Annotated in this window: 11 protein-coding genes; 3 read left to right on the forward strand and 8 right to left on the reverse strand. The window is 66.5% G+C overall.

Going from position 1 to position 11,027, the window contains the following annotated elements; genetic code table 11:
* Position 1 precedes the first annotated feature (1 nt).
* The 5 genes from AC3WQZ_RS01100 to AC3WQZ_RS01120 form a co-directional block, all read right to left on the reverse strand.
* Positions 2-139: a DUF2474 family protein gene (locus AC3WQZ_RS01100; RefSeq protein ID WP_010809252.1), complete on the reverse strand. Its 138-nt coding sequence runs from the start codon at positions 137-139 to the stop codon at positions 2-4.
* Positions 139-1,146 carry a cytochrome d ubiquinol oxidase subunit II gene (gene cydB, locus AC3WQZ_RS01105; protein WP_492299836.1) on the reverse strand — a complete coding sequence of 336 codons (1,008 nt, stop codon included), beginning with the start codon at positions 1,144-1,146 and terminating at the stop codon, positions 139-141. Before cydB ends, AC3WQZ_RS01100 begins: the two co-directional genes overlap by 1 nt.
* Before the next feature lie 13 nt (positions 1,147-1,159).
* Positions 1,160-2,599: a cytochrome ubiquinol oxidase subunit I gene (locus tag AC3WQZ_RS01110; RefSeq protein ID WP_010809254.1), complete on the reverse strand. Its 1,440-nt coding sequence runs from the start codon at positions 2,597-2,599 to the stop codon at positions 1,160-1,162.
* 364 nt (positions 2,600-2,963) lie between these two features.
* Positions 2,964-3,086: an MFS transporter small subunit gene (locus AC3WQZ_RS01115; RefSeq protein ID WP_010809255.1), complete on the reverse strand. Its 123-nt coding sequence runs from the start codon at positions 3,084-3,086 to the stop codon at positions 2,964-2,966.
* A gap of 43 nt (positions 3,087-3,129) precedes the next feature.
* Entirely contained in the window at positions 3,130-4,560 is a 1,431-nt protein-coding gene (locus AC3WQZ_RS01120; protein WP_010809256.1) for an L-lactate MFS transporter, read from the reverse strand.
* Positions 4,561-4,848: 288 nt separating this feature from the next.
* On the opposite strand from AC3WQZ_RS01120, the gene AC3WQZ_RS01125 reads away from it, so the two are divergent.
* Both AC3WQZ_RS01125 and AC3WQZ_RS01130 read left to right on the forward strand, forming a co-directional pair.
* On the forward strand, positions 4,849-6,252 hold the full coding sequence (locus tag AC3WQZ_RS01125) for a sigma-54-dependent transcriptional regulator (RefSeq protein WP_058696773.1): 1,404 nt from the start codon (positions 4,849-4,851) through the stop codon (positions 6,250-6,252).
* Positions 6,225-8,291 carry a sensor histidine kinase gene (locus AC3WQZ_RS01130; protein WP_492299838.1) on the forward strand — a complete coding sequence of 689 codons (2,067 nt, stop codon included), beginning with the start codon at positions 6,225-6,227 and terminating at the stop codon, positions 8,289-8,291. The genes AC3WQZ_RS01125 and AC3WQZ_RS01130 overlap by 28 nt, the downstream gene beginning before the upstream one ends.
* Positions 8,292-8,393: 102 nt before the next feature.
* Here AC3WQZ_RS01130 and AC3WQZ_RS01135 read toward each other — a convergent pair whose 3' ends face one another.
* Positions 8,394-8,798 carry a VOC family protein gene (locus tag AC3WQZ_RS01135; RefSeq protein WP_010809259.1) on the reverse strand — a complete coding sequence of 135 codons (405 nt, stop codon included), beginning with the start codon at positions 8,796-8,798 and terminating at the stop codon, positions 8,394-8,396.
* Positions 8,799-8,874: 76 nt separating this feature from the next.
* On the opposite strand from AC3WQZ_RS01135, the gene AC3WQZ_RS01140 reads away from it, so the two are divergent.
* Entirely contained in the window at positions 8,875-9,453 is a 579-nt protein-coding gene (locus tag AC3WQZ_RS01140; protein ID WP_037025411.1) for an NnrU family protein, read from the forward strand.
* A gap of 41 nt (positions 9,454-9,494) precedes the next feature.
* Here AC3WQZ_RS01140 and fdhE read toward each other — a convergent pair whose 3' ends face one another.
* Together fdhE and AC3WQZ_RS01150 are read right to left on the reverse strand one after the other, a co-directional pair.
* Positions 9,495-10,358 (reverse strand): formate dehydrogenase accessory protein FdhE, encoded by an 864-nt coding sequence (gene fdhE / locus AC3WQZ_RS01145; RefSeq protein WP_010809261.1) that lies wholly within the window; start codon positions 10,356-10,358, stop codon positions 9,495-9,497.
* On the reverse strand, positions 10,355-11,020 hold the full coding sequence (locus tag AC3WQZ_RS01150; protein ID WP_010809262.1) for a formate dehydrogenase subunit gamma: 666 nt from the start codon (positions 11,018-11,020) through the stop codon (positions 10,355-10,357). Before AC3WQZ_RS01150 ends, fdhE begins: the two co-directional genes overlap by 4 nt.
* Between the last annotated feature and the right edge of the window lie 7 nt (positions 11,021-11,027).

Here is an 11,027-nt window from a genome sequence, read left to right on the forward strand (position 1 = left end):
TTCAGTTGGCAAGCCCGGCTGCCCGCATCAGCAGCTTCATCAGGCTGGCGCAGACGAAGACGGTGCCGACCCCCGCCAGCCACAGCGCCAGCAGCCAGCCCAGGCGGGCCGCCAGCCGCGATTGCGGGATCCTGGCCATCAGTGGTACCCCTCCCCGCGCTTGACCTTGCCGCGGAACACGTAATAGGACCAGGAGGTGTAGGCCAGGATGATCGGCACGATGAACAGGGTGCCGACCAGCGCGAAGCCCTGGCTTTGCGGGGGCGACGACGCATCGAAGATCGAGATCGACGGCGGGATGATATTGGGCCAGATGCTGATGGCAAGCCCGGTATAACCCATGAAGATCATCAGCAGCGCGTACAGGAACGGCGACACGTTCGGGTGCTTGCGCAGGGACCGGTAGATGCCGAAGGCCGAGAACAGCACCAGCAGCGGCACCGGCAGGAAGAAGAACAGGTTGGGCAGCGCGAACCAGCGTTGCGCGATCTCCGGATGGGTCAGCGGCGTCCACACGCTCACCGTGGCGACCATTGCCAGCATCACGCCGGTCAGCACGTTGGTCACGCGCAGCATGGTCCATTGCAGGCGGCCCTCCGTCTTCATGATGAGCCAGGTGACCCCGAGGAAGGCATAGGTGATCACCACGCCCACGCCGCAGAAGACCGGGAACGGCGCCAGCCAGTCGAGCGCGCCGCCGGTGAAGGTGGCGCCTTCCATGGCGATGCCGTCGATATAGGCGCCCAGTGTCACGCCCTGGAAGAAGGCGGCGAGCACCGATCCCCACGTGAACGCGGCATCCCAGTACGGGCGGCTGCGGTCGCTGGCCTTGAAGCGGAATTCAAAGGCCACGCCGCGGAAGATCAGCCCCATCAGCATGAACATCAGCGGCAGGTAGAAGGCGCTGAGCAGCACCGAGTAGGCCAGCGGGAAGGCGCCCAGCAGCGCCGCGCCGCCCAGCACCAGCCAGGTTTCGTTGCCGTCCCAGACTGGGGCCACCGTGTTCATCATGACGTCGCGGTCATGACGGTCGCCGACGAAGGGAAAGAGAATGCCGATGCCAAGATCGAATCCGTCCATGATGACGTACATCATCACACCGAAGAAGATCAGGGCGGCCCAGATAACGGGAAGGTTGATACCCATGTTGATCACCTGTTCAGGATTCGCGCTGGCCGTGCGGGGCCATCGGGTTGGGTGTGGAAGCCGCGGCGATGGCGGCGGGGACGACGCTGCCGGGGCCGTAGGACGGCTCTTCGTGCGGGTGCGCGTCGGGGGCGGGGCCGGCGCTGGCCAGCTTGAGCATGTAGCGGATGCCCACGCCGAAGCAGACGAAGTAGATCACCACGAACAGTGCCAGCGACAGCGCCACCGGGCCGGCCGCATGCGCGGAAACGGCATCATGGGTACGCAGCAGTCCATAGACCACCCACGGCTGGCGGCCGATCTCGGTGGTCATCCAGCCGGCCAGCAGCGCGACCAGCCCGGCGGGGCCCATCACCACCGCGAGGCGCAGGAAGGCCTTGGACCGGTACAGCGCGCCGTTGCGGCGCAGCACCCAGCCCAGCAGGCCGAACAGGATCATCGCCACCCCCAGGCCAACCATGATGCGGAAGGTGAAGAACAGCACTGTGGCATTGGGGCGGTCTTCCCTGGGGAAGTCCTTCAGGCCACGGATCTGGCCGTCAAGGCTGTGCGTGAGGATCAGGCTGCCCAGGCGCGGAATCTCGATGGCGTAGCGGGTTTCCTCGCGTTCCATGTCGGGGATTCCGAAGACGATCAGCGGGAAGCCGCCCTTGTCATCCTTGGCCGCGGTGTTCCAGTGCCCCTCCATCGCCGCGATCTTGGCGGGCTGGTGCTCCAGCGTGTTCAGGCCGTGGGCGTCGCCCACCACCGCCTGGATCGGCGCCGCGATCAGCACCATCCACAGCGCCATCGACAGCATCTTGCGGGCGGCGGGCACGGCGCGGTCATGCAGCAGCTGCCAGGCCGAGGATGCCGCCACGAACAGTGCCGTCGACAGCAGCGCGGCGATCACCATGTGCGCCAGGCGGTAGGGGAACGACGGGTTGAAGATCACCTCGAGCCAGTCGGTCGGCACCACCTTGCCGGCAACGATGACGTAGCCGGCCGGCGTATGCATCCAGCTGTTCGATGCCAGGATCCAGGTGGAGGAAATCATGGTGCCGAGCGCCACCATCACCGTCGAGAAGAAGTGCAGCCCCGGCCCGACCCGGTTCCAGCCGAACAGCATCACGCCCAGGAAGCCCGCTTCCAGGAAGAAGGCGGTCAGCACCTCGTAGGTCAGCAGCGGTCCGGTGACGCTCCCCGCAAACTGCGAGAAGCCAGACCAGTTGGTGCCGAACTCATAGGCCATGACCAGGCCGGAAACGACCCCCATGCCGAAGTTCAACGCGAAGATCTTGATCCAGAACTGGTACAGGGTCCTGTACACCGTGTCCTTGGTGTAGAGCCAGCGTGCTTCCAGGAACGCCAGGAAACATGCCAGCCCGATCGTGATGGCGGGAAATAATATGTGGAAGGAAACCGTGAATCCGAACTGGATTCGAGCGAGTTCCAGGGCTGTGAGTCCGTACATCGATGTGCTCTCCGTGGGGTGGCCGCCGGCACGACGGCGTGTCGCGCGAGACTGTGTCCGGTCCCGCAACGACGCATGGCGGGCAACTGGGCGATTTCATATCGGGTCAATTGCGGGACAGGACACCATGGACAAGCGTAAGGACTACAGCCTGCCCGCTAGGGATACAGTTCTTGCGGAACCGTTCAAGCTCAGTTCTTCAGGCCGGAAGCAGCGCTTGCCAGGCACTTCGCGCCACCGGTACAGATGACGCGATTGCGCGGGATCACAGTCATGCGACAGGATCCCGCGGCACCAGTCAGGAGGCTCTCGGGTGTGCGCTGCGAAGATGGATCAGGACGCAGCGGACGGCCGGCGCGAGCGCTCAGCTGAACAGCTTCATGGCCTTGCCGAGGGTCGACCAGATCCCCGCGCCCAGCGGGATCAGCACGTATGCCCAGAACGCGAGCAGCAGCAGCGTCTTGCCGAAAGTACGGTCGTCTTGCACGGTGGTGTCTCCTGTGTATTGGTATCGGAAGCCGGGGTGGCGCTCAGGCTGCGCTGGTGGCTTCGCGCAGGTGGTGGCGCTCATGCACCGGCCGGATCAGCAGGTTGCAGACGAACCCCGCCACCAGCAGGCCGGCCATGATGTGCAGGGTGTCGACATAGACCTCTGACCTGGGCACACCCATGGCCAGCTTGTGCTCGCGGATGTAGTTGACCAGCGCCGGGCCGGCAATGCCGGCGGCGGCCCAGGCGGTCAGCAGGCGGCCATGGATGCCGCCGACGTAGGCCGTGCCGAACATGTCCGCCAGGTAGGCGGGAATGGTGCTGAAGCCGCCGCCATACATGGTCAGGATCAGGAAGTAGCAGACCACGAACAGGGCCACGTTGCCGGACGAGCCGACGGCCGGCACCGCCATGTACAACGCGGCGCCGAAGGCGAAGAAGATGGCATAGGTGATCTTGCGGCCGAAGTAGTCGCTGGCGGAGCTCCACAGGAAGCGCCCCGTCATGTTGCCGATGCTGAGCAGGCCGACGAAGCCGGCGGCGGCTGCCGCAGTGATGCTGCCCTTGAAGGTTTCCTGGATCATCACCGCAGCCTGGCCCAGCACGCCGATGCCGGCGGTGATGTTCAGGAACAGGATCACCCACAGCAGGTAGAATTGCGGCGTCTTCAGCGCCTGGTCGATGTGCACGTTGGCGTGCGTGACCATCTTGCGGGCCTTGGTGGTGGGTACGTAGCCCGGGGGCGCCCAGCCCGGGGCCGGGATGCGGATGGCCAGCGCCCCGATCGACATCGAGATGAAGTAGATCACGCCCATCACCAGGAAGGTCTGAGCCACGCCCGCGCTGGTCGCGCTCTTGAAGTAGTTCATCAGCGCGACCGACAGCGGCGCGCCGATCATCGCGCCGCCGCCGAAGCCCATGATCGCCATGCCGGTGGCCATGCCGCGGCGGTCGGGAAACCAGCGGATCAGCGTGGACACCGGCGACACGTAGCCCAGCCCCAGCCCGATCCCGCCCAGCACGCCGTAGCCCAGGTACAGCAGCCAGATCTGGTGCAGCCAGATGCCCAGCGCCGAAACCAGGAAGCCGCCGCCGAAGCAGCACGCGGCCGTGAACATGGTGCGCCGCGGCCCGACCTTCTCCAGCCACTTGCCGGCAAAGGCGGCAGAGATGCCGAGGAAGAAGATCGCCAGCGAGAACACCCAGCCCAGCGTGGTCAGTTGCCAGTCGCCTGGCGCGGACTGCGTGACGCCGAGGATCCGCGTCAGCGGCTCGTTGAAGACCGAGAACGCATAGGCCTGGCCAATGCACAGGTGCACCGCCAGCGCGGCCGGCGGTACCATCCAGCGGTTGAAGCCGGGGCGGGCGATGATGGCCTCCTTGGAGAAGGCCGACGGGCGTGATGCTGGCCGGGACGGCGACGCGTGCTGGGACTTCTGCGAGGGCGTTTGCGCTTGCGCGGGGTATGACATGAAGGTGTCTCCTACCTGGAAGTGGCAGCCTCTTTTTTGCGCGTGATGCGACGGGCTGGAGTGCGTGGTTCAGCAAAAGCCATGCCCAAGGCGCAATCCCTTTGTCGTCAATGGATTGCGTCGCGCGGCCCCGCGCGCCGGGGCGCAGCCTTGGACAAAATGTCCGGACGGAGGCCCCTTGCCCGCGCCAAAATGTCCATGTGCGGCGGCCGGCTCGGTTTAATTCCCAATACAGCCGGGTGGCCGACTGTCGCTAGACTCTTCCCTTGCCCCGCAACAACTAAAGTGATGAGCGAAAGACAAAGCAACCCGCCCGATGCCGACAACTGGCAGCGTCGCACGATCCTGGTGGTGGACGACGAGGCCGGCATGCGTTCGTTCCTGTCGCGCGCGCTCGAAGGCAAGGTGGGCAGCGTGGTGACGGCCGACAGCGCCGAAGCGGGTGCCGCGCTGCTGGAGCAACGGCATTTCGACCTGATCCTGCTCGATGTGGCGCTGCCCGGTGCCAGCGGGATGGAGTGGCTCAAGGCACTGCGCGCGGCCGGCAACCCCGCCGACGTGATCCTGATGACGGCCTTCGCCGACATGGACACGGCGATTGCCGCGCTGCGCTCGGGCGCCGCAGACTTCATCGTCAAGCCGTTCCGGGTCGACCAGATGCTCAATGCGATCCGGCGCTGCTTCGACCGGACCCGGCTCACGCGCGAGAACTACCTGCTGCGCCGCGAGCTGGACAAGTACACCATCCACAAGCACTTCATCGGCGAGTCCGAAGCGATGAAGAAGGTCATGGCGCTGGTGGCACGGGTGGCACCGATGCCATCGACGGTACTGGTGACGGGCGAGTCCGGCACCGGCAAGGAAGTGGTGGCGCGCGAGCTGCATCGCCTGAGCGGACGGCAGGGCCAGTTCGTGCCGCTCAACTGCGGCGCGATGGCGCCCGAGATCATCGAAAGCGAATTGTTCGGCCACGCCAAGGGGGCCTTCACCGGCGCGGCCGGCGGGCGCCATGGCCTGTTTCTCTATGCCGACGGCGGCACGCTGTTCCTGGACGAGATCTCGGAGCTGCCGCTGCCGATGCAGGCCAAGCTGTTGCGGGTGATCGAGGACCGGCGCATCCGGCCGCTCGGCACCGAGCGCGAGATTGCCGTGGATGTGCGCATCGTCGCGGCCTGCAACCGCAACCTGGCCAACGAGGTCGCCGCCGGGCGCTTCCGCCAGGACCTCTTCTACCGGCTCGATGTCGTGTCCGTAGCCATCCCGCCGTTGCGCACGCGGCCGGAAGACATCGTGCCGCTGGCCGAGCATTTCTCGGAGCAGCTGTCGGCCCAGCTCGGGCTGCCGGCGGTGCCGCTGTCGCCCTCATTGATCCGGGTGCTCAAGGGCTACGACTGGCCAGGCAATGCGCGCGAACTGCGCAACCTGGTGGAGCGGGCGCTGATCCTTGGCGAATACCCGGTCGAGCTGCTCGCGCACCAGGCCGATCCGGCTCAAGCCAACCTTCCGGAGGACGAGCGCGAGGATGCAGCCATGCCGGCCGACGACGGCACGCTGCTGGAGTCGGTGGAGCGGCGGCACATCCTGCAGGTGCTGGCGGCCGAGGGCGGCAACCGGGTGGAAGCGGCGCGCCGGCTTGGCATCTCGCGCCGCACGCTGGACCGCAAATGCCTGCAGTGGGGCCTGCGTCCTTGAGCCCGGCTGCGCTGCTGCGCCACTATCGCGCCTCGCTGCGGGCCAAGCTTGTATCCATCGTGGTCGCGCCCCTGCTGGTGGCGCTGCTGGCGCTGCTGCTGATCATGGGGTTGTGGGGCAATCGCGCGTTCCAGGCCTTGCTTGCCTACAAGGTCAACAGCGACCTGCTGGTCGCCCACGAGTATTTCGAGCATATGGTGGGCGGCGTGGGCGACCGTGTCCTGCAGGAGGCGAGGTCATATGCGCTGGTGGACGGACTTCGCCGCGGCGGCGCCATGCCCGGGATCCTGGCTGACGCGCGGCGCACGCATGGGCTCGATTTCCTGCAGTTGCTCGATCCGCAAGGGCGGCTGCTTGCCGCTGCGCCTGCCGGTGCGGCAGGGGCGGATTACGCAGCCTGGCGCGTGGTGGCCAGCGCCGCCGCCGGCCGCACGGACGCCGCCACCGACGTATGGTCTGCCACGCAACTGGCCGCGGTTTCCGGCGAGCTTGCCCGACGCGCACAGGTGGCGCTACGCCCCACCGCCAACGCAGCGCCGACCGACAGGACCCAGGAAAGCCGCGGCATGGTGATGCACGCAGCCGCACCGGTATTTGACCAGGCGGGAACGCTGGTGGCGATCCTGCATGGCGGCACGCTGCTGAACCACAACCTCGGCTTCATCGACACGATCAACGCGCTGGTCTACCAGCCGGAATCGCTGCCTCGTGGCAGCGAGGGCACTGCGACCCTGTTCCTGGACGACACGCGCATTGCCACCAACGTTCGGCTGTTCCATGGCGAGCGCGCCCTGGGAACGCGGGTCTCCCGCGAGGTGCGCGACAAGGTGCTGCTGCGCGGCGAGAAATGGCTGGACCTGGCGTTCGTGGTCAGCGACTGGTACATGAGCGCCTATGAGCCGATCGTGGACAGCCGCGGCGAGCGGATCGGCATGCTCTATGTTGGCTATCTTGCCAGGCCCATCGGCCAGGTGAAGAACCTGACTTTTGGGGTCCTGGTGGGCCTGTTCCTGCTGCTGGGCGTGGCGGGGTCGTTATTGGCCTTGTTCTGGGCCAGGCGCGTGTTCGCGCCGATGGCGCGGATGGTCGGCACCATGCAGGCGCTGAAGGCGGGCGACGCCGATGCGCGCGTGGGCCCGGTGCGCAGCGAAGACGAGCTCGGCCAGCTCGCCAGTCAGTTCGACCAGCTGCTGTCGGCCCTGCGGCAGCGCAATGACCAGCTCAGGGACTGGGCGGACTCGCTCGATCGCAAGGTGGCCGAGCGCACGCGCGAGCTGGAGGACGCAAACGCCGAGCTGCGTGCCACCCGGCAGCAGCTGATCACGTCGGAGAAGCTCGTCGTCGCAGGGCACCTTACAGCGGGCGTGGCACATGAGATCAACAATCCGATCGCGGTCATCCAGGGCAACCTGGACGTGGCGCGCGAGATTCTTGGCCCGGCTGCCGAGCCAGTCCGGCACGAGCTGAGGCTGATCGACGAGCAGGTGCGGCGTATCCACCTGCTGACCAACCGGCTGCTGCAGTTTGTCCGGCCAGAGGCCTACGCGGGCAATATGGAGCGCCTGGATGCGGGCGAGGTGGCGGCTGGCTGCGTCGACCTGGTCCAGCACATGCTGAAGGGCGCGTCGATCCGGGTCGAGCTGGACTGCCTGGCCACGCGGCAGGTGCGCATCAGCCGCAGCGAGCTGCAGCAGGTGGTGGTCAACCTGCTGACCAATGCCATCCACGCCATGCCCGAGGGCGGCACGCTCACGCTCGGCACGCGCGACTGGGACGGGCAGGGCGTGACGCTGCATGTGCGCGACACCGGGCACGGCATCCGGGAAGAAGACGTGCCCAACCTGTTCAATCCCTTCTTCACGACCAAGAAGCAGATGGGGACGGGCCTCGGGCTTTCCATCAGCTATGCGCTGGTGGAGCGCTACGGCGGCCGCATTACCGTGGAGAGCGCGGTGGGGCAGGGGGCGGAGTTTATTGTCTGGCTGCGCGAGGACGGGGCGGCCCCGGCGCAGGCAGGGGCGGGCGGCGGCGTGCCATGACATGGCATGTTGGCGGCCCACGTGAGAGCACCAAGCCTTCCAAGCCAGGGTGATGCAGCGCGGTGCACGGTCCGAAGGAGCAGTTCAATCAGGCCGATCGACTCACCTGATCGGTTGCCCGATGGCAAGGAGGTTGCCCTCGCTGTCTCTGAACCAGGCACCTTTCTCGCCCAGGCCACCCTTGGACGGGTAGTTCCCCTGGACCTCGGCGATCCCGTTGATGGTCTTGAGGCCGGGAAGATCGTATTCTTCGAACACGACTCCCAGCTGCCGCAGCTCGCTAACGGTTGCCTGGATGTCATCGACCTCCCAGGCCATTTGTGTGTGATTGCCAGAGGCCGAGCCAGCCGACTCGAAAAGTACGAAGTAGCTGTTGCCGCACTTGTAGCGCAGGCCGCCGGGCCGTTCCTCAACTGGCTCAAGACCGAGCTTGCTCGAGTAGAAGGATCTCGCTCGCGCGAGGTCTTGCGCAGGAATCCTGGCCGCGACGTCACTGTTCTGAAGCATGGGAAACCCTCCTGGTCAAGGCTGGACCTGTGACTAGCTTAGGCGTGGGACGGGCGCTAGAGAAAGGGGTAGCAGCATGACGGTACTGGTTTTGGGATTGCTCATTTTTCTGGGTTCGCACTCGGTACGCATGGTTGCCGACCCATGGCGCACCGCGCAGATTGCCAGGCTCGGCCCCCGTCGCTGGAAAGGCTTGTACACCCTGGTTTCGATTGCCGGCCTGGCGCTGGTTGTCTGGGGCTACGGCCTGGCCAGCGCGGATCCTGTGATGGCCTGGACGGCGCCGGTGTGGGGGCGGCACGTTGCCGCATTGCTCACGATCCCGGCCTTTGTGCTGATTGCGGCGGCCTATGTGCCTCGCAACCGCATCAAGGCTGCGCTTGGCCATCCGATGCTGGCAGGCGTGCAGGCCTGGGCCCTGGGGCACCTTCTTGCCAACGGAACACTCGCGGCAGTGGTGCTGTTTGGCGCGTTCCTGGCGTGGGCGGTGGCGGACTTCGTGTCAGCGCGCCGGCGGGACCGGGAAGCAGGAACCAGCTACCCGGCCGGGACACCTGCGCGCGATGCGATGGTGGCGGTCGTCGGGCTGGCAGGCTGGGTGCTGTTCGGATTCGTGCTTCACGAATGGATGACTGGCGTGCGGGCGTTCGGATAGGCGAAGAATCTGGTCGTCAGCAGGACAGGTCGGGCAGCGCCTCATCCCGGCAGCGCAAAGGGATTAAACCCGGTCCGTTGATAGCCCTCCGCCGTCACAGCATCGTCCAGCGCCAGGGAGGCAAGGTCATCGGCCACGGCCTCGGCCTGCGGGTCGCGTTCCAGTGAGATCACCTTCAGGTAACCGTGGCACACCCCGCAGCTTTCGGCGCGCACCGTAGCTTCGGCGGTGTCGAAGCTGAGGTAGTCAAGCTCCGAGGCTTCGCCGCAGTTGGTGCATTTCGCCCGCACCATGTGCCACTGGCTCTCGCAGAGCGCGCAATGCAGATAGCGCATGCCCTGGCGGTCGCCGATCAGGATCAGGCTTGCCACGGGGGCAGTGCCGCAGACCGGGCAGGATGCGTGCTCGGCCGGGCCGCTGTCGGGCACGGGCGCCGCCCGCGCGGCGCTGGCACATTGCAGCGAGAGCGCAGCCCAGAGGAAGGGCGCGATTGCCGCCGGCACCGCATCAAAGCGGCCCTCGGTCAGCGCCTGGGCGGCGCCAAGGCGCGCATCCGCAGGGAGGGCGCGCAGCGCCGCAAGATGCGGGGCGACCGGGGCGGGAACATCGTGCGCGAGCCGCTCGATCAACCGATCAAGCAGGGCGCCCCAATGCCCCTCCTGCGGGATGGCCCTGGCGTCTGCCGGGGCGGACACATCGGCCTCGGCCACAAGCGATGCCTGCACCTCGGCCACGCGGGCGGCCAGGCGCAGGTAATCGGCAAGGTCGTGCCCTTCGGCCAGCGCGCGCAGGCGTGCGGCGCGGCGGCTGTAAAGACCGGCAAGGTCTGGCTGGATCAGCGGCGTGAAATGCCGGGAGGCCTCGTCCGATGGCAGTGTTCCCGGCGTGGCCTGATGCTGGTTCATGCCTCGTTCCCCTTCGCTTGCGCCGCTTTCGACTCCTTTGCCTGCAACTCGCCATACCAGCGGTCATGGTGCTGCCTGGCCCAGGCGCGCGAGACGTAGCCCGTCACCATGCCGGTGATCGAGCCGCGGACCCAGATCGCCAGATAGATGTGGCCCACGATCAGCAGGATCAGGCCGATCCCCGCGACGGAATGGGCCAGGATCGCCAGGCGGAGCACTGGAATCGGGAAATACTCGGCGAAATAGGCGCGCCACATGATCAGGCCGGAGACCAGCAGGGCCAGGATCGAAGCCATAATGAGCCAGAACAGCACCTTCTGGCCGGCGTTGTACTTGCCGATCTGCAGCGGTTCGCCACCATGCTGGTTCAGCAGCACTTCCCTGGCGCGGCGGAACCAGATCGCGTCGGTGCGCGCGGGCATGTTGTGGCCGACAAAGCGCCAGAACATGTAGCACAGCCCCGCGAACACCGCGATGCCCAGGAACGGGTGGAGCAGCCGTGCCATCTGCGGCGTGCCAAGGAAGCCGCTCAGCCAGCTCACCGTCGGGAAGAACCACGAGATTCCCGAAACCGCCGCAAGGAAGAAGCAGAGCACGATCGCCCAGTGACACAGCCGCTCGGCGAATTTCGTGCGCAGGATCCTGTCGTTGTTGGTCGCCATTTCCGGT

This window comes from Cupriavidus sp. FW305-26 (genome assembly GCF_058787975.1).

What these genes read in the sequence shown, in the direction of transcription:
- AC3WQZ_RS01100 (WP_010809252.1), bottom strand. Translation starts at nt 139, where the DNA reads ATGGCCAGGATCCCGCAATCGCGGCTGGCGGCCCGCCTGGGCTGGCTG.
- cydB (WP_492299836.1), bottom strand. Translation starts at nt 1,146, where the DNA reads ATGGGTATCAACCTTCCCGTTATCTGGGCCGCCCTGATCTTCTTCGGT.
- AC3WQZ_RS01110 (WP_010809254.1), bottom strand. Translation starts at nt 2,599, where the DNA reads ATGTACGGACTCACAGCCCTGGAACTCGCTCGAATCCAGTTCGGATTC.
- AC3WQZ_RS01120 (WP_010809256.1), bottom strand. Translation starts at nt 4,560, where the DNA reads ATGTCATACCCCGCGCAAGCGCAAACGCCCTCGCAGAAGTCCCAGCAC.
- AC3WQZ_RS01125 (WP_058696773.1), top strand. Translation starts at nt 4,849, where the DNA reads ATGAGCGAAAGACAAAGCAACCCGCCCGATGCCGACAACTGGCAGCGT.
- AC3WQZ_RS01130 (WP_492299838.1), top strand. Translation starts at nt 6,225, where the DNA reads ATGCCTGCAGTGGGGCCTGCGTCCTTGAGCCCGGCTGCGCTGCTGCGC.
- AC3WQZ_RS01135 (WP_010809259.1), bottom strand. Translation starts at nt 8,798, where the DNA reads ATGCTTCAGAACAGTGACGTCGCGGCCAGGATTCCTGCGCAAGACCTC.
- AC3WQZ_RS01140 (WP_037025411.1), top strand. Translation starts at nt 8,875, where the DNA reads ATGACGGTACTGGTTTTGGGATTGCTCATTTTTCTGGGTTCGCACTCG.
- fdhE (WP_010809261.1), bottom strand. Translation starts at nt 10,358, where the DNA reads ATGAACCAGCATCAGGCCACGCCGGGAACACTGCCATCGGACGAGGCC.
- AC3WQZ_RS01150 (WP_010809262.1), bottom strand. Translation starts at nt 11,020, where the DNA reads ATGGCGACCAACAACGACAGGATCCTGCGCACGAAATTCGCCGAGCGG.